The 18011-nt window shown below is 69.6% G+C and carries 11 protein-coding genes; 9 read left to right on the top strand and 2 right to left on the bottom strand.

Annotation, left to right across the window (positions count from 1 at the left end):
* The first annotated feature begins 3 nt into the window (after positions 1-3).
* Positions 4-936, top strand: coding sequence for a glutaminase (locus tag Q0R13_RS15290; protein ID WP_293905414.1), 933 nt, complete (start codon positions 4-6; stop codon positions 934-936).
* Positions 937-1025: 89 nt separating this feature from the next.
* Here the strand turns inward: Q0R13_RS15290 and Q0R13_RS15285 are convergent, their stop codons facing one another.
* Both Q0R13_RS15285 and Q0R13_RS15280 read right to left on the bottom strand, forming a co-directional pair.
* Positions 1026-2039 carry an LLM class flavin-dependent oxidoreductase gene (locus Q0R13_RS15285; protein ID WP_293905412.1) on the bottom strand — a complete coding sequence of 338 codons (1014 nt, stop codon included), beginning with the start codon at positions 2037-2039 and terminating at the stop codon, positions 1026-1028.
* A complete protein-coding gene (locus tag Q0R13_RS15280; RefSeq protein WP_293905410.1) occupies positions 2036-2974 on the bottom strand; it encodes an alpha-L-glutamate ligase in 939 nt (312 codons plus the stop codon). The genes Q0R13_RS15285 and Q0R13_RS15280 overlap by 4 nt, the downstream gene beginning before the upstream one ends.
* Positions 2975-3123: 149 nt before the next feature.
* Here Q0R13_RS15280 and Q0R13_RS15275 point away from each other — a divergent pair, with 149 nt between their 5' ends.
* The 8 genes from Q0R13_RS15275 to Q0R13_RS15240 all read left to right on the top strand — a co-directional run bounded on the left by Q0R13_RS15275 (position 3124) and on the right by Q0R13_RS15240 (position 17893).
* A complete protein-coding gene (locus Q0R13_RS15275; protein ID WP_293905409.1) occupies positions 3124-4101 on the top strand; it encodes a dihydrodipicolinate synthase family protein in 978 nt (325 codons plus the stop codon).
* 23 nt (positions 4102-4124) lie between these two features.
* Positions 4125-6170 carry a PQQ-binding-like beta-propeller repeat protein gene (locus tag Q0R13_RS15270; protein WP_293905408.1) on the top strand — a complete coding sequence of 682 codons (2046 nt, stop codon included), beginning with the start codon at positions 4125-4127 and terminating at the stop codon, positions 6168-6170.
* Positions 6170-7621, top strand: a complete 1452-nt coding sequence (locus Q0R13_RS15265) for a c-type cytochrome (protein ID WP_293905407.1) — start codon at positions 6170-6172, stop codon at positions 7619-7621. Before Q0R13_RS15270 ends, Q0R13_RS15265 begins: the two co-directional genes overlap by 1 nt.
* Before the next feature lie 200 nt (positions 7622-7821).
* Positions 7822-12462 (top strand): glutamate synthase large subunit, encoded by a 4641-nt coding sequence (gltB, locus tag Q0R13_RS15260; protein WP_293905406.1) that lies wholly within the window; start codon positions 7822-7824, stop codon positions 12460-12462.
* Between the two features lie 25 nt (positions 12463-12487).
* Complete coding sequence (locus Q0R13_RS15255) at positions 12488-13924, top strand: glutamate synthase subunit beta (RefSeq protein ID WP_293905404.1); 1437 nt, start codon at positions 12488-12490, stop codon at positions 13922-13924.
* Between the two features lie 34 nt (positions 13925-13958).
* Positions 13959-16136: a CoA transferase gene (locus Q0R13_RS15250; RefSeq protein ID WP_293905402.1), complete on the top strand. Its 2178-nt coding sequence runs from the start codon at positions 13959-13961 to the stop codon at positions 16134-16136.
* 113 nt (positions 16137-16249) lie between these two features.
* Positions 16250-16420, top strand: a complete 171-nt coding sequence (locus tag Q0R13_RS15245) for a hypothetical protein (protein ID WP_293905400.1) — start codon at positions 16250-16252, stop codon at positions 16418-16420.
* Positions 16421-16987: 567 nt separating this feature from the next.
* On the top strand, positions 16988-17893 hold the full coding sequence (locus tag Q0R13_RS15240) for a PEPxxWA-CTERM sorting domain-containing protein (RefSeq protein WP_293905398.1): 906 nt from the start codon (positions 16988-16990) through the stop codon (positions 17891-17893).
* Positions 17894-18011: the final 118 nt, after the last annotated feature.

The following is an 18011-nucleotide window of genomic DNA, read 5'->3' as shown; positions in this document are numbered from 1 at the left end:
GCCATGAGCCCGATCCCGAACCTCGCCGCCGTCGTCGCCACCGTCGGCAAGGAGATGCAGCCGCATCTGGGCGGCGGCCATGTCGCCGATTACATCCCGGCGTTGGCCCGGGTGGACGGCCGCCGCTTCGGCCTGGCGGTGATCACCTGCGAGGGCGAGACCGCCGAGTTCGGCGACGCCTGGATGCCGTTCTCGATCCAGAGCATCTCCAAGGTGTTCACCCTGACCATGGCGCTGGAGCGGCTGGGCGCGGAGCTGTGGAAGCGGGTCGGGCGCGAGCCGTCCGGATCGCGCTTCAACTCCATCGTCCAGCTGGAGAACGAGAAGGGCGTGCCGCGCAATCCCTTCATCAACGCCGGCGCCATCGTGGTCACAGACGCCCTGATGGCCGGCCGCGAGCCCGGTGCGGTGATCGCCGACATCCGCGACACGATGCGCGGCCTGGCCGACACCGACGCCATCGACATCGACAAGGAGGTGGCCACGTCGGAGGCCGCCACCGGCTTCCGCAACTACAGCCTGGCCAATTTCATGCGCGGCTTCGACAACCTGAAGAGCCCGGTCGAAGACACGCTGCAGACTTATTTCCATCAGTGCTCCATGCGGATCAGCTGCCGCCAGCTGGCCCGCGCCGGTCTGTTCCTGGCCAACCGCGGCGTCGACCCGCTGACCAAGGTCCAGGTCACCACCGCCAATCGGACCCGGCGGATCAATGCGGTGATGATGACCTGCGGCCACTATGACGCCTCGGGCGAGTTCGCCTTCCAGGTCGGTCTGCCCGGCAAGAGCGGCGTGGGCGGTGGCATCCTGACCATCGTCCCCGGCAAGGCCGCCATCGCCGTCTGGTCCCCCGGCCTCAACGAGGCCGGCACTTCCCACGTGGGCGCCATGGCCCTGGAGAGCCTGGCGACGAAGATGGGGTGGTCGGTGTTTTAAGGGCCGCTCATCCCAACCCCTTGATCGTCATCCCCGGCCTTGTGCCGGGGATGACGATCAAGGGGAAGAGTGGAAGAGATGAGTGGCTCCTAGCCCGCGATCACCTGCGCGGCGAAGCGCTCCATCTCCTCGTACTGCGGGCTCATCTGCAGCAGCAGCAGGTCCAGGCCGGCGGCTTCGTAGGCGGCGATGCGCTCGCGGACCTGGGCGGGCGTGCCGACCAGGTTGGGGCGCAGGCCGCGGTTGGAGACGGAATATTCCTGCAGCTTCAACTCGCGTTCCAGCTGGGTGCCGGAGAGCCATTGGTCAAAGTTGGCGAAGCCTGGCGCGGCGGGGTCCAGGGTGGTGATGCGGGCCACCTCGGCGCGGGCCTCTTCCTCGGTGTCGCGGACGATGGCGTAGGCGGCCATGCCGAAGGTCATGGGCGGCCTGCCGGTCGCCGCGCGGCGGGCCTTCATGTCGGCGATCTTCTCAGCGATCACCGGGGCCTCGTCACCGTGCATGACATAGGCGTCGCACTGGGCCGCGATCATGGTCTTGGCCGCCTCTGACTCGCCGCCGGCGTAGATCACCGGCTTGCGCACCGGCTTGGGTTCGCAGATGGCGTCGTGCAGCTGGTAGCGCGTCCCCGCATAGGTCAGTTTCGGCTCGCGCCAGAGGCCGTCGACGACGTCCAGCCACTCGGCGGTGCGGCCATAGCGGTCGTCGTGCTGGTCGAACTGCAGGCCGTAGCTCTCAGCCTCCTCCGCCCACCACGACGAGACCACGTTGAGCGCCAGGCGGCCGCCGCTGATCCGGTCGATGTTGGCGGCCTGCTTGGCCAGCAAGGCGGGATGGTGGAAGTTGGGGCGGACCGCGACCATCAGTTCCAGCGTCTCGGTGACCGCCGCCAGGGCCGCGGCGGTGGACCAGGCGTCCAGGGCCGGCTGGTCGGTCCCCTTGATGTCGTTGAGGTTCAGCTCGGCGACCAAGGTCAGGTCATAGCCGATCTGCTCGGCCCGCTGGCAGAGGCGCTTGGTGTAGGCCCAGGTGGCGGCCATGCCCTCGTCGGGGATGTTGCGCAGCCAGCCGCCGAACACCGGGGTCCAGAAGCCGTACCTCACGCCGCCACCTCGGAGTTCGAGGTTTGGGGGCGCGCGCCGATCTCGCGCTTGAGATAGTCGACCAGCTTGTCGTGCGGGTCCCAGCCCAGCACCTCCAGCGGCCTGGCGACGAAGTTGGAGAGCGCGTTGAGGTCGTAGAACTTCGCCCGTCCGTCGCGGTCGTCGATCATGTACTCGATGCCGCCCACGTCGAGGCCGCTCAGGGCCGCGATCCGCTCCACCGCGGAGGTCATCGCTGGCGGCGGGGTGAAGGCGCTGATCGTGATGGTGGGCTTGTCGACCATGCAGACGTCGGCCGGGCAGAGGTCGAAGGTCGAGCCGGCGCCGTCCAGGGCCAGCGCATAGAGCAGCTTGCCGTCCAGCACCTCGCAGCGGATCACCCGGGCGTCGCGGGCCGGGACGTATTCCTGCACCAGGGCTACGCCGTCGACGCCCACCGGCGTCAGGCCGTCGGCGACCGCGGCCGCCAGGTCCTCGGCGCTGTCGTAACGGATCATGCCGGCGCCGGAGCCGCCGACGTTGACCTTCACCATCACCGGATAGCCCACCTCGGCGGCGAGGCGCGGCACGTCGGCGCGGCGGTGGGCGACGCGGGTGTTCGGGATGTCCAGGCCGGCGGCCGCGAACAGGCCGAGCTGGCGGGCCTTGTTGGTGTCGTAGGCGAGCGCGCCGGCGCCGTTGATCACCCGCGCGCCCACCGTCTCCCAATGGCCGAGGACGGCCGTCGAATAGAACAGGGCGTGCTCCTCCTGGCGCAGGAAGGAGGACATCGCCAGGCGGTTGAGGATCACCGGCGCGGGCGGCCGCGGGTCGGCCGGGTCGAAGGTGTGGTCCTGGATCCGGATCGGGGTCCAGGCGACGCCATGCCGGTCCAGGGCGGCGAACAGTGGCTCGAACCACTGCGGATGTTCGTAGAAGACGGCGAGATCGGCCAAGGGCGGCTCCGGCGCGGAAGGGCGGCCAAGAGGGAGCATATAGGTCGGCGCAGGTCGAGGGGGTGAGGATCCGCCGTGGCTTTTCCCATTGCGCCGCGCGCCTGTTGGGCGAGAGTGGGGGGATAAGAAGACGCGATCTGGAGGACAGCATGGACGCGACCCGTAGAGAGGCCTTGGGGCTGGCCGGCGTTGCGGCGGTGGCGCTGGCGGCTGGTGTGGCGCCGGCCGGCGCGGCGCCCATGCTGGGCAGTCCGGTGAAGACGCTGTTCTGGGCGGCGACGGTGACGCCGTGCGACAGGGCCGGCCGGTTCGATCCGGGCGCGATGAAGGACATCCTGGCCTGGTTCAAGCACTGCGGCGCTGACGGCGTGGTGGTGCTGGGGACCTCTGGCGAGTTCCCGCACTTCTCGGTGGCGGAGCGCAAGCTGGTCGCCGAGACGGCGCTGAAGAACAAGGTCGGCCTGAACGTCATCGTCGGGCCCGGCACGCCCAACCTGCCGGAGACCATCGACCTGGCGCGGCACGCGCAGGACCACGGCGCCGACGGCCTGCTGGTGATCCCGCCGTTCTACTTCAACGACCCGCCGGTCGAGGGGCTGACGCGCTACTATTCGGGCCTGTTCGACGCCGTTCGGATCCCGATCAACCTCTACCATATCCCCGGCACCAGCGAGGCGCCGATCAGCCTCGAGCTGCTGAAGAATCTGGCGCACTATCCCAACCTGGCGGGGATCAAGGATTCCAGCGGCAGCCCGGAGGGCTACAAGGCCTTCGTCGAGGCGTTTCCCGCGCTCAACATGCGCACCGGCACCAACAACAACCTGGAGCAGGCCTTCGACCACGGGATGGGGGCCATCCTGGCGGACGGCAACGTGTTCACCAAGCTGTGCGCCGACGTCTTCGCGGCCTATCGGGCCAAGCGGGACTACCAGCCCGCGCTGGCGAAACTGCGCATGGCGCAGCGCGACGTCCGGGGGCTCGGCGGGTCGCCGCCGGCCATGAAGTACGGCCTCAGCCTGCAGATGGGCGGGCCGCCAATCTATACGCGCCCGCCGCTGGTGGACGTGAGCGGCGACCAGAAGGCGGCGATCAAGCTCGCCCTCGACAAGCTGAAGGACATGGCCTGAACCGAGGCCTTGGGGGAACGCCAATGAAGATCTCTGCGCCCCGGCTCGCCGCCGGAACCCTGGCTGCCGCGCTGCTGATGAGCGGCAGCGCGCTCGCCCAGTCCGCCAAGGATGTGGAGTGGCCCACCTACACCGCCGACCTGGCGGGCAGCCGCTACCGGCCGCTGGACCAGATCAACGCCGGCAATTTCTCCAAGCTGGAGGTGGCCTGGCGGTTCAAGACCGACGCCATCGGCAACCGGCCGGAGTTCAAGCTGGAGGGCACACCGCTGGAAGTGGGCGGGGTGATCTATGCGACCGCCGGCTCCCGGCGGGGTGTGGTCGCCCTGGACGCGGTCACCGGCGAGCTGATGTGGATGCACTCCGAGCGGGAGGGCGCCCGCGCGGCGGCCTCGCCGCGACAGCTTTCCGGGCGGGGCGTGAGCTATTGGGCCGACGGGAAGGACCAGCGGATCTTCTACGTCACCACCGGCTACCGCCTGCTGGCGCTGGACGCCAAGACCGGCGCGCGGGTTCCGGCCTTCGGGACCGCCGGCGAGGTGGACCTGAAGACCGACTGGGACCAGGAGGTCGATTTGACCTCTGGCGAGGCGGGCCTGCATTCGGCGCCGACGATCGTGGGCAATACGATCATCGTCGGCGCGGCGTTCCGCGAGGGTTTCACCCCGGCCAAGCGCAACAACACCAAGGGCTATATCCGCGCCTATGACGCGCGCACCGGCAAGCGGCTTTGGACCTTCCACACGATCCCGAAGAAGGGCGAGTTCGGCTACGATACTTGGCTGAACGGATCGGCGGAGGACACCGGCAATACCGGCGTCTGGACCCAGATCACGGTCGATGAGGGGCTGAACCTGGCCTACCTGGCGGTCGAGTCGGCCACCGGCGACTTCTACGGCGGTCACCGGCCGGGCAACGGCCTGTTCGGCGACACCCTGGTGGCGGTCGACCTGACCACCGGCCAGCGCAAGTGGCACTTCCAGCTGATCCACCACGAGCTCTGGGACTACGACAACTCCTCGGCCCCGCTGCTGATGGACATCACCGTGGCGGGCAAGCCGGTGAAGGCGGTGGCGCTGCCGTCCAAGCAGGGCTTCCTCTACGTGTTCGATCGCGTCACCGGCAAGCCGGTCTGGCCGATGCCGGAGACCAAGGTCCCCAAGGGCGAGGTCCCCGGCGAATGGTATTCGCCTACCCAGCCGATCCCGTCGAAGCCCAAGGCCTATGCCCGCAACGGCGTGGCGCCCGACGACCTGGTCGACTTCACACCCGAACTTCACGCCAAGGCGCTGGAGCTGGTGAAGAGCTTCAAGCTGGGGCCGGTCTATACCCCGCCGGTGGTCAGCACCCTGCCGGGGCCGCTGGGGGTGCTGTCCTATTCGCCGCAGGGCGGCACCAACTGGCCGGGCGGGTCGTTCGACCCCGAGACCCACATGGCCTACCTCTACGCCTGCAACTCCTGCGTCGGCGCCTATGGCCTGCAGAAGCCGCCGCCGGGCCTGTCCGACATGAACTACGTCATCGGCGTGGCCGGCCAGCCGGTGAACATGATCCGTGGGCCCGGCGACGGGGTCGGCGCCGACGCCCCGCCGCCGCCGAAGGTCGCGCCGGCGGGCGGCGGCGGGGGCGGGCCGCGGCTCACGGTCGACGGCCTGCCGCTGCTGAAGCCGCCCTATTCGACGATCAGCGCCATCAACCTCGACACTGGCGATATCGCCTGGCAGATCCCGGCCGGCGAGACGCCGGACTTCATCCGCAACCACCCGGCGCTGAAGGGACTGACCATTCCGCGCACCGGCCAGTCGGGCTACCAGATCGGCACCCTGGTGACCAAGTCGCTGGTCGTCGCCGGCGACGGCATCGTCACCACCACCGCCGAGCATCCGCGCGGGGCGATGCTGCGGGCCTACGACAAGGCCAGCGGCAAGGAGGTGGGCGCGGTCTGGATGCCGGCGCCGCAATCGGGGTCGCCCATGACCTACACCGTGAATGGCAAGCAGTACCTGGTCGTCGCGATCAGTGGCGGCAATTACTCTGGCGAATACGTCGCCTATACGTTGCCGAACTGATGCGCAGGGCAGGCCTCATCATCGGGCTGGCGGCCGGCGCCGGCCTCCTGCTCGCCGGCCAACTCCGGGCGCAGGACGGGCCCAAGTCCGTCTGGGACGGGGTCTACACCGACGCCCAGGCCGAGCGGGGCAAGGCGGCCTATACGCAGTCCTGCGTCTTCTGCCACGGGCCGGATCTGGCGGGCACCGGCGAGGCCAAGCCGCTGGCCGGGCCGGAGTTCCTGTCGAGCTGGAATGGCCTTTCAGTGGGCGAACTGCTCGATCGCACCCGCACCACCATGCCGCAGGAGCATCCCGGCAGCCTGGAGCGCAGCGCCTACGCCGACATCCTGGCCTATCTGCTGAAGTTCAACGGCTATCCGGCGGGCCCGACCGAGCTGGCGCAACGCAGCGAGTTCCTGACCGGGGTCCGCATCGATGCGTTCAAGCCGGATGCGCTGAAGCCGGCCGCCAGCGCCGCCGACGCGTTCGCCACCGACGCGTTCGCGACCGTCGCCGATGCCGCGCCGAACAGCCAGCCGAACCCCTACGCCAGCGATACCGGCTTCTTCAAACTGCCGCCCGGCCGCACCATGGGCTCGTCCAGCGCCGTCGGCGTCGACAGCCGCGGCCACATCTGGGTCGCCGACCGCTGCGGGGCCAACAACTGCGCCGGCAGTCCGCTGGACCCGGTCATGGAGTTCGACGGCAAGGGCAATTTCATCAAGGCGTTCGGCGCCGGGATGCTGCTGTTCCCCCACGGCCTGTTCATCGACGCCCACGACCACATCTGGCTGACCGACGGCCACAGCCAGGCCGGCAAGGGCGCCCAGGTGTTCGAGTTCGACGCCTCGGGCAAGGTCCTGCGCACCCTGGGCAAGGCCGGCGTCTCGGCGGAGGGCCCCGACACCTTCGCCGAGCCCAATGCGGTCCTGGTGACGCAGGGCGGGACCATCTTCGTCGCCGACGGCCATACGCCGGGCAGGAGCCCGCAGCGGATCGTCAAGTTCGACGCCTCGGGCAAGTTCCTCAAGCAGTGGGGCGGGCTGGGCGCCTCGCCCGGCCAACTGGAGATGCCGCACACCCTGGCGATGGACAGCCGCGGCCGGCTGTTCGTCGGCGACCGCGGCAACAACCGCATCCAGATCTACGACCAGGACGGCAAGCTGCTGGACAGCTGGCGCCAGTTCGGCCGGCCGAGCGGCATCTTCATCGACAAGGCCGATGTCCTCTACGTCGGCGACAGCGAATCCCGCGCGCCGGTGGGTTATGGCCACAACCCCGGCTGGACGCGGGGCCTGCGGATCGGCAGCGCCCGGACCGGCCAGGTCACCGCCTTCATCCCCGACACCGAGCCCAACCCGGACAAGCAGTCCACCAGCGGCGCCGAGGGGATCACCGCCGATCGCCACGGCGTCGTCTACGGCGCCCAGGTGCTGCAGAAGGCGGTGGTGCGGTACGTGCGGAAGTGAGCACGCCTCCTTTCGAGCGTGCAGCGGCGCTGAGCGGGCGATCACTTTGGCGTCGGTTGGAAGGTTCTGCCCCACGGCCCGCCCTCGGCCCATCGACAAGGCATGATCTTGCCGGGTAAATGCCGCTGAAATGCGCGCACGGCCCTGCTCACGTCGAGCCTGAAGGGCCGCGTTTCGGCGTGCCTGGGTGAGAGACGAAGATGGGGCTGCCCGAGCGGCAAGGACTGTACGACCCGAGGAACGAGCACGATTCGTGCGGCGTGGGCTTCGTGGCCAATATCAAGGGCCGCAAGAGCCACGAAGTGATCACGTCTGGCCTGCAGATTCTGGTCAACATCGACCATCGCGGCGCCGTGGGCGCCGACCCGCTGGTGGGCGACGGCGCGGGCATCCTGATCCAGATCCCGGACGGGCTCTATCGCGCCTGGGCGGCCGATGAAGGCGTCGAGCTGCCGCCGGCCGGCGAATACGCCGTGGCCATGTGCTTCCTGCCGCAGGACGTGCTGGCCCGGAACGCGGCCCTCGAGCAGTTCGAGCACTTCCTGAAGGTCGAGAAGCAGCCGTTGATCGGCTGGCGCGACGTGCCGGTGGACACCACGGGACTGGGCGAGGCCGTGCTGGCCTCGATGCCGGTGATCCGCCAGGCCTTCATCGGCCGCGGGCCGAACGTGAAGGACCAGGACGCCCACGAGCGCAAGCTGCTGACGGTGCGCAAACAGCTGCAGAACCCGCTGGCCGAGCTGGCTGTGAAGCGCAACCTGCCGGGCCTGACCCAGCTCTACCTGCCGTCGTTCTCCACCCGGACGGTGGTCTACAAGGGCCTGCTGCTGGCCGGCCAGGTGGGCACCTTCTACACGGACCTGCTGGACGAACGCGCGGAGTCGGCCCTGGCCCTGGTCCACCAGCGGTTCTCGACCAACACCGTCCCGTCCTGGAAGCTGGCCCACCCTTACCGGTTCATCGCCCACAACGGCGAGATCAACACCGTCCGCGGCAATGTGAACTGGATGAACGCCCGCCGACGCTCGTTGCAGAGCGACCTGCTGGGCCCCGACCTCAACAAGATGTGGCCGCTGATCCCGCATGGGCAGTCCGACACAGCATGTCTCGACAATGCGCTGGAACTCCTGCTGGCCGGCGGCATCCCGCTGGCCCAGGCGGTGATGATGCTGATCCCCGAGGCCTGGTCCGGCAACCCGCTGATGGACGCCAAGCGCCGGGCTTTCTACGAGTACCACGCTGCCCTGATGGAGCCCTGGGACGGGCCGGCCGCCGTGGCCTTCACTGACGGCCGCCAGATCGGCGCCACGCTCGACCGCAACGGCCTGCGTCCGGCCCGCTTCATCGTCACCGACCAGGACCACGTGATCATGGCGTCCGAAGCCGGCGTCCTCGATGTTCCCGAGGAACGCATCCTGCGCAAATGGCGGCTTCAGCCCGGCAAGATGCTGCTCATCGACATGGAAGAAGGCCGCATCATCGAGGACGAGGAGATCAAGCGGACCCTCGCCGACGCCGAGCCCTATGAGGAGTGGCTGGCCGAGACCCAGTTCAAGCTGGAGGAGCTGTCGCTGGACGGGATCGGCGGCGCGCCGGTCGCCAACGATCCCAGCACCTTGCTCGATCGCCAGCAGGCGTTTGGCTACACCCAGGAGGACCTGGCTTTCTTCCTGGAACCGATGGGCCGGGACGGGGACGATCCGCTGGGCTCGATGGGCTTCGACACCCCCATCGCCGTGCTCTCGCGGCGCTCCAAGCTGCTCTACGAGTATTTCAAGCAGAACTTCGCCCAGGTCACCAACCCGCCCATCGATCCGATCCGCGAGGAGCTGGTGATGAGCCTGGTCTCGATGATCGGGCCACGGCCGAACCTGCTCGGCCGCCAGGCGGGGACCCACAAGCGCCTGGAGGTGGCCCAGCCGATCCTCACCGACGAGGACCTGGCCAAGATCCGCGCGGTCAGCGAGCTCCTGGACGGCGCCTTCCGCACGGCGACCCTGGACGCGACCTGGGCGGCGGAGGAGGGCGCCGACGGCCTGGAGGACGCCCTGGACCGGATCTGCCGCGAGGCCACCGACGCGGTGCTGGCCGACAACAACATCCTGATCCTGTCGGACCGCGAGACCTCGTCGGATCGCATCCCGATCCCGGCGGCGCTGGCCACCGCGGCGGTCCACCACCACCTGATCCGCCAGGGCCTGCGCATGCAGACCGGCCTCGTCATCGAGACCGGCGAGGCCCGCGAGGTGCACCATTTCTGCGTGCTGGCCGGCTATGGGGCCGAGGCGGTGAACCCCTACCTGGCCTTCCAGACCCTCGAGCAGCTACGGGTCAGGAACGGCCTGCCGCTCAGCGCCTACGACGTGCGCAAGAACTACATCAAGGCGGTGGGCAAGGGCGTGATGAAGGTGATGTCCAAGATGGGCATCTCGACCTACCAGTCCTATTGCGGCGCCCAGATCTTCGACGCGGTCGGCCTCTCGTCGGAGCTGATCGAGACCTATTTCACCGGCACCGCCAGCACCATCGAAGGCGCAGGCCTGGCCGAGATCGCCCAGGAGAGCGTGCGCCGCCACGCCGACGCCTATGGCGACAACCCGATCTATCGCTCTATGCTGGACGTCGGCGGCCAATATGCGTGGCGCCTGCGCGGCGAGGCCCACGCCTGGACGCCGGAGTCGGTGTCGGCCCTGCAGCACGCGGTGCGCGGCAACCTGCCGGACAGCTACCGGGCCTTCGCCCAGTCGATCAACGAACAGAGCGAGCGGCTGCTGACCATCCGCGGCCTGCTGCGGATGAAGCCGGGAACGGCGATCCCGCTCGAAGCCGTCGAGCCGGCCTCGGTGATCGTCAAGCGCTTCTCCACCGGCGCCATGTCGTTCGGCTCGATCAGCCGCGAGGCGCACACGACGCTGGCCATCGCCATGAACCGCATCGGCGGGCGCTCGAACACCGGGGAGGGCGGCGAGGAGCCTGACCGGTTCGTGCCCCTGCCCAACGGCGATTCCATGCGCTCGGCGATCAAGCAGGTGGCGTCAGGCCGGTTCGGGGTGACCAGCGAGTACCTGGTCAACGCCGACGACATCCAGATCAAGATGGCTCAGGGCGCCAAGCCGGGCGAGGGCGGCCAGCTGCCCGGCCACAAGGTTGACAAGAACATCGCCCGGGTCCGCCACTCGACCCCCGGCGTCGGCCTGATCAGCCCGCCGCCGCACCATGACATCTACTCGATCGAGGACCTGGCCCAGCTGATCCATGACCTGAAGAACGTCAATCCGGGCGCCCGGATTTCCGTGAAGCTGGTCTCGGAAGTGGGCGTCGGCACGGTGGCCGCTGGCGTCGCCAAGGCGCGCGCCGACCATGTCACGATCTCGGGCTTCGAGGGCGGTACGGGCGCCAGCCCGCTGACCTCCCTGACCCACGCGGGCTCGCCCTGGGAGATCGGCCTGGCCGAGACCCAGCAGACGTTGCTCTTGAACGGGCTACGGACGCGCATCGCCGTGCAGGTCGACGGCGGCCTGCGCACCGGGCGCGACGTGGCGATCGGGGCGCTGCTGGGGGCCGACGAGTTCGGCTTCGCCACAGCGCCGCTGATCGCGGCGGGCTGCATCATGATGCGCAAGTGCCACCTCAACACCTGCCCGGTGGGGGTGGCGACCCAGGACCCGGTGCTGCGCGCCCGCTTCACCGGCCAGCCCGAGCACGTGATCAACTACTTCTTCTTCGTGGCCGAGGAGCTGCGCGAGATCATGGCCGAGCTGGGCTTCGCGACGATCGACGAGATGATCGGCCGCGTCGACCGCCTCGACATGCGCCCCGCCCTGGACCACTGGAAGGCCCACGGCGTCGACCTGTCGCGGATCCTCTACGGGGTCCCGTCGCAGGGGCAGAAGGCGCTCCGCAACACCGACCGCCAAGACCACGGGCTGGACAAGGCCTTGGACCACACGCTGATCGCCGATGCGCGGGCCGCCCTCGATCACGGCGCGCCGGTCCGCGGCGAGTACGCCGTGCGCAACATCAACCGCACCGTGGGCGCCATGCTGTCGGGCGAGGTGGCCAGGCGCTATGGCCACGCGGGTCTGCCCGACGAGACCATCGCGCTGACCTTCCGGGGCACGGCGGGCCAGAGCTTCGGCGCCTTCGTGGCCCGCGGCGTCGGCCTGACCCTGATCGGCGACGGCAACGACTACGTCGGCAAGGGCCTGTCGGGAGGCCGGGTGGTGGTGCGCCAACCGGAGGACTCCAGCCGCGATCCCACCCGCAACATCATCGTCGGCAACACCGTGCTCTATGGCGCCATCGCCGGGGAGGCCTATTTCGAAGGCGTGGCCGGCGAGCGGTTTGCGGTGCGCAACTCCGGCGCGGTGGCGGTGGTCGAGGGCCTGGGCGACCACGGCTGCGAATACATGACCGGCGGCGTGGTGGTGGTGCTGGGCGACACCGGCCGCAACTTCGCCGCCGGGATGAGCGGCGGCGTGGCCTATGTCTACGACCCGCGCGGCCGGTTCACCGAGTTGTGCAACAAGGCGATGGTCGACCTGGAGCCCGTCGAGCCGGCCCCGGCCGCCGGCGCCGACGACGCCGGCCGGCCTAGCCAGCGCTCGATCTCGGTGGAGAACGCCGGCATGGGCGACCTGCTGGCCCACGACGCCGAGCGGCTGCGCATCCTGATCGAGCGCCACCACCTGCACACCGGCAGCCGGCGCGCCGCCGAGATCCTGGAATACTGGGACGACGTCCTGCCGTCGTTCGTAAAGGTGATGCCGAAGGACTACCGGCGCGCCCTGCAGGACATGGCCGCCGAACGCACCGCCGCGGCGGCAGTGGCGGCGGAATAGAACGACTTTTGGGGGACTGACGCAGATGGGCAAGCCGACCGGCTTCCTGGAGATCGAACGGCGCGAACGCGGCTACAAACCCGTGGTCGAGCGCCTGAAGACCTGGAACGAGTTCGTCCACCCGCTGCCGCAGGGCGAGGTGCGCGAACAGGCCTCGCGCTGCATGAGCTGCGGCATCCCGTTCTGTCACCAGGGCTGCCCGGTGAACAACCAGATCCCGGACTTCAACGAGCTGGTCTATCGCGACCAGTGGCGCGATGCCCTGGACAACCTGCTGTCCACCAACAACTTTCCGGAGTTCACCGGCCGCATCTGCCCCGCCCCCTGCGAGGCCTCCTGCACGCTGAACATCCCGGACACCCCGGTCACCATCAAGACCATCGAGTGCCAGATCATCGACCGCGGGTGGGAGGAGGGCTGGATCGTCCCCGAACCCTCGGCGCGCGGCACCGGCAAGCGGGTGGCGGTCGTGGGCTCCGGGCCCGCCGGCCTGGCCTGCGCGCAGCAGCTGGCCCGCGCCGGCCACGCGACGACCGTGTTCGAGAAGTCCGATCGGATCGGCGGCCTGCTGCGCTATGGCATCCCCGACTTCAAGATGGAGAAGCCGCTCATCGACCGCCGCATCCGGCAGATGGAGGCCGAGGGCGTGATCTTCCGCACCAACTTCGAGGTCGGCGTCACGGTCTCGGTGCAGCGGCTGCTGGACGACTACGACGTACTGGTGATGGCCGGTGGGGCCGAGGATCCGCGCGCCCTAGGCGCCCCCGGCGACGACCTGGCCGGCGTCCACTTCGCCATGGAATTCCTGACCCAGCAGAACAAGCGCAACGCCGGCGACGACGAAGCCGTGGCCGCGCCCACCGGCACGCTCTCGGCCCGAGGCAAGCATGTGGTGGTGATCGGCGGCGGCGACACCGGCAGCGACTGCATCGGCACGTCCAACCGCCAGGGCGCCGCCTCGGTGACCCAGCTGGAGATCATGCCGCAGCCGCCAGAGCATGAGGACAAGGCCCTGACCTGGCCCGACTGGCCGCTGAAGATGCGCACCTCCTCGTCCCAGGCCGAAGGCTGCGAGCGCGACTTCGCCGTCGCCACCAAGCGGGTGATCGGCCAGGACGGGCGCGTCACGGCCCTGGAGTGCGCGCGGCTGGAGTGGGTCGCCGGCGCCGACGGGCGGATGAAGATGGTCGAGGTCGCGGGCTCGGCGTTCGAGCTGAAGGCCGACCTGATCCTGCTGGCCATGGGCTTCGTGGGCCCGCGCAAGGCCGGGGTGGTCGAGCAGAGCGGCGTCGCCCTGGACCCGCGCGGCAACGTCGCAGCCAATGTCGTCGACTACCGGACCAGCCAGCCGAACATCTTCTCCTGCGGCGACATGCGGCGCGGCCAGTCCCTGGTGGTCTGGGCGATCCGCGAGGGCCGCCAGTGCGCCGACGCGGTCCACGCGCAACTGATGGCGGGCTGACCCGCGGTTCCGCTAGGCTGGGGGCTGAGGCGAGATGGATTCCCTGCTGGCCGGACTGACCGTCGTGGAGGCCTCGCGCGGCGTGGCCGTGCGCTATTGCGGCCGGCTCTTCGCCCAATTGGGCGCGACGGTGGTGCGGGCCGAGGGCGGCGACGACCAGGCGATCGGGTATGGGGGCGAGGCCGGCGAGGCCTATGGCCGCTGGCTGGACCAGGACAAGGTCGCGACCGCCGCTGGCCCCGTCGACCTGGTGATCGCCGGCCAGGACGCCTCGGGCGTCGCGGTGGGCGAGGCCCTGGCCGCCGGCTCGCCCGGCGCGCCCGCGCTGTTGGCCCTGACCTGGTTCCACCCCGACGGCCCCTATGGCGACTGGCGCGGAACCGACGAGGTGATCCTGGCGCTGGGCGGCCTGGCCTATGCGTTCGGCGAGCGGGCCGGCCCCCCGATCCTGGCCCAAGGGCACGGCCCGCAGGTGGTGGCCGGCATCGTCGGCTTCAACGCCGCCCAGGCCGCCCTGCTGGCGCGGCCCCAGGCGCGGCGGATCGAGGTCAATGTCTTCGAGGCCTTCATGTGCCTGACCGAAACCGGCGCGGTCTCGGCGCTGATGGAAGGCGGCGGCTCGGTGCGGCTGGGCGTCAATCGCTTCGTGCCCAGCTATCCGTGCTCCAGTTATCGCACGGCCGACGGCTGGGTGGGGGTGACGGCCCTGATCCCGGCCCAGTGGCGGGGCCTCTGCGGCATGATCGGCCGGCCTGACCTGGCCCTGGAGCGCCGGTTCACCACCACCCTCGAGCGCCTGCTGCTGGCCGACGAGGTCGACGCCCTGGTCGCCCCGCCGTTCCTGGAGCGCACCACGGCCGAGTGGGTGGCGATTGCTGGCAAGGCCCGGGTGCCGGTGACCCCGATGGCCGATCTGACCGAGTTGCCGGACGTCCCACACTGGCGCGACCGCGGGGCGTTCGGGCCCTTCGACGGCAGTAAGGCGCCGGCGCCGACGATGCCCTACCGCATGACCTTCACCGGCCCGCCGGCGGCGGCGTTCGCGGCCTCCGGACCGGCCGCGCCGCTGAGCGGCCTCCGCGTCGCTGACTTCACCATGGGCTGGGCCGGGCCGCTCTGCACCCGCACCCTGGCCGACCTGGGCGCCGACGTGGTCAAGGTGGAGTCCGAGGCCCACCCCGACTGGTGGCGCGGCTGGGAGACCGACCAGTCCGGCGACCCCCCGCCGCGCGAGACCAAGTTCAACTTCATCGCCATGAACCGCAACAAGCGCGGTGTGTACCTCGACCTCTCGACGCCTGACGGCCTGGCCAGGGCCCGCACCCTGGTGGCCGGCGCCGACGTGATGGTCGAGAACTTCGCGGCCGGGGTGCTGGAGAAGCTTGGCCTGGGGCCGTCCGAACGCCGCGCGCTCAATCCCGACCTGATCGCCGTTTCGATGCCGGCGTTCGGCAACGGCGGGCCGCTGTCGGGCATCAGGGCCTATGGTTCGACGGTGGAGCAGGCCAGCGGCATGCCCTTCGCCAACGGCCACGACGACTGGCCGCCCTGCCTGCAGCACGTGGCGTTCGGCGACCCGATCGCCGGGCTCTATGCGGCCGGCGCCGTGCTGGCGGCGATCCGCGGCCGGGCGCGCAAGGGCGGGGTCGAGGTGGACCTGGCTCAGGTGGCCTGCCTATTCCAGTTCGCCGCCGACGCCCTGATCGCCCAGCAACTGCACGACGGCCCGCTGCCCCGCACCGGCAGCGCCAGGCCTCGCGCCGCGCCGGTGTGCGTGGTGGCAGGCGCGGAGCCGGACAGCTGGCTGGCCGTGGCAGTGGACGGGCCGGAGGCCTGGCGCGGACTCTGCGACGTGCTGGAGATGGAGGGCTGGACCGAGAGCCACGCGCTGGCCACGCCGGCCGGCCGCAACCAGAGCGCCCGCATCCTCGAGGCCGAGATCGCCGCCTGGTCGCGGCGGCTCGATCCCGGCGAGGCGGCGGCCCGGCTGCAGGCGGCGGGCGTCCCGGCCGCCCCGGTCCAGCGGGTCGACGCCCTGGGCTACGATCCGCAGCTGATCGCCGGCGGCTTCTGGGCCGAGATGGACCGCCGCTACGTCGGCCGCCACCTGATGCCCGCCGCGCCCTTCGCCCTGGACGGCGCCCGCCCGGCGCTGATTCGGCCCTCGCCGACGCTAGGCGAACACACCGCCGAGGTGCTGGCGGAGCTGTAGCGCTGATGCGCCACCGCGATGGCGCAGGTTCGAGGCCGGTAGGGAAGCGCCGCAGAATCTGCGATGAGGGTCTCGGATCCGGGGCGCTCGGCGGATCGGCGGAGCGCGGACCGATGAAACCCCCCACCAAGCGGCTCTCGGACCTGAAGGGCGGCAAGCCGAAGGCCGGGACGTTTGCGCCGCCGACGCCGATGGTCTCGCGACAGAAGCGGGCCAAGGTGCTGACAGCGGCGGAGCGGGCGGCGTTCCTGGCGTCACGACCGGACCTCAAGCCGAAGCGTTAGCCGGCCTTCGGGCTCGGGGCGTCAGGGCCGGCAGATCTGCCCGTCGGCCACAGGCATCGCCGGCTCATGGCCGGCCACCGCGCGGTGCTGGTCCACCTGGCGCAGGCCCACCCGCGCCCCGGGCGCAGAAGATTGGTGTGGCGTCCACATCTTTGAGCCGGCCGGCAACGTAATTGAATCGGTCGAACAACCGCCGGGGGCCACCTGAACGGCGACTTTCGCCCCAACACTACGCAGACGACGCCTCCAATCATGGCAAAACGATCCATACGTCCTCCAGGCAACTTACAGGGGAACTGGGTCGCTTAATGCGATAAATCTGTTAAGGTGTAGAGAAGGTTAATGCGTCGGCGCGTAGCGGGGCCGGAACTCGAGAGACTAGAAGGGGTGAGCTACATGAACCGGTTTGGGTTAATCATCGCCTGCGGTGTCGCGCTTGCAGCGAGCACCGCCAACGCCCAGGTGGGCGCCGTTAACTATACTGCGGGGAGCAAAGTCAGCTTCCCGCCGGCGGCCCATCCGGTGACTTACGACATGGGTGCGGGCCAGGGACGGAAGACCTCCGCGGTGAGCGGATCGGACTTCAATTCGTTCGTCACGATCGCCAAGGACAACGTCAGCTTTGAAAGTTCGAACGCCGTTTCGGGCCCATTCGTGCGCACGACCTCGACGTCGACCGTGCTGATCGACTTCGACAATCCGACCGGCAAGGCGGCGACGTTCGAGTCAACCATCACCCCGGCCGGGCTGGGCTTCTACCTGGCCGACACGCGGGGCGGGTGCCTCTATTCGGACTGCCCGCAGATCTCCAGCCTCTCGACCTTCGGACTGAAGGACCTGATGCTGCCGGGCACCAGCAAGGGCGTCCTGGGCACGGTCGGCTTCGATTTCGAAGTCCTGAGCGGCGAGGAGAGCCTCTACCATGTCGCCGGCCAGTTGAGCCTGACCTATAACCTCGGGCACAAGGGCCTGTACGTCGACGACGGGCTCGGGACGGCGCGGGCCGTGCTCGACGACTTCAGCCAGGTGACGCCCTTCGGGTCCAATACCGCGATCGGCTATGCCTGGGACAACACGCGCATCGCCTTCGGGATCGGCAACGCCGCGCACCAGACCCTGACCTATCGGACCTCGGTCTACAGCATGTCGAACACCACCTGCCGCGCCCAGTACACCTGCCTGGTCGCCTATTCCGGCTTCGGGGACCCGATCGGCCGCGGCGGCGGCGCCGACTTCGCGCTCAAGTCGCTTCGCGCGGGGCCGCACGTCGCCGCGCTGGGCAGCCACGCGATCGACGGCGTGACCTTCTCGCCGGCGTCCTTCCGTCTGCCGGCGTTCAATCCCGCCACTGGCGTGCTGAGCTTCGTGTCGACGGGCAGCGGCGTGCCGGAGCCGGCGACGTGGATGAGCCTAATCCTCGGCTTCGGCCTGCTGGGCGCCGCCATGCGGCGGCGGCTTGCGGCGGTGGCCTGACGGATCGGGGATTGGCGCATCTGCCTGGCGGCCTCGTTCAGGACATGTTCGGAACGTGATTCAACTCACAGAAGAACGGAATCGCGTCTCCGGACCGGCGTGCTAGGGTGAATGATAG

It is taken from the genome of Phenylobacterium sp., from assembly GCF_025351295.1.
Taxonomy (GTDB): Bacteria; Pseudomonadota; Alphaproteobacteria; order Caulobacterales; family Caulobacteraceae; genus Phenylobacterium.
Note: the sequence above shows the minus strand (reverse complement) of the source record. Positions and strands in the feature narration are given on the sequence as shown.

What these genes read in the sequence shown, in the direction of transcription:
- Q0R13_RS15275 (WP_293905409.1), top strand. Translation starts at nt 3,124, where the DNA reads ATGGACGCGACCCGTAGAGAGGCCTTGGGGCTGGCCGGCGTTGCGGCG.
- gltB (WP_293905406.1), top strand. Translation starts at nt 7,822, where the DNA reads ATGGGGCTGCCCGAGCGGCAAGGACTGTACGACCCGAGGAACGAGCAC.
- Q0R13_RS15290 (WP_293905414.1), top strand. Translation starts at nt 4, where the DNA reads ATGAGCCCGATCCCGAACCTCGCCGCCGTCGTCGCCACCGTCGGCAAG.
- Q0R13_RS15245 (WP_293905400.1), top strand. Translation starts at nt 16,250, where the DNA reads ATGAAACCCCCCACCAAGCGGCTCTCGGACCTGAAGGGCGGCAAGCCG.
- Q0R13_RS15270 (WP_293905408.1), top strand. Translation starts at nt 4,125, where the DNA reads ATGAAGATCTCTGCGCCCCGGCTCGCCGCCGGAACCCTGGCTGCCGCG.
- Q0R13_RS15265 (WP_293905407.1), top strand. Translation starts at nt 6,170, where the DNA reads ATGCGCAGGGCAGGCCTCATCATCGGGCTGGCGGCCGGCGCCGGCCTC.
- Q0R13_RS15250 (WP_293905402.1), top strand. Translation starts at nt 13,959, where the DNA reads ATGGATTCCCTGCTGGCCGGACTGACCGTCGTGGAGGCCTCGCGCGGC.
- Q0R13_RS15255 (WP_293905404.1), top strand. Translation starts at nt 12,488, where the DNA reads ATGGGCAAGCCGACCGGCTTCCTGGAGATCGAACGGCGCGAACGCGGC.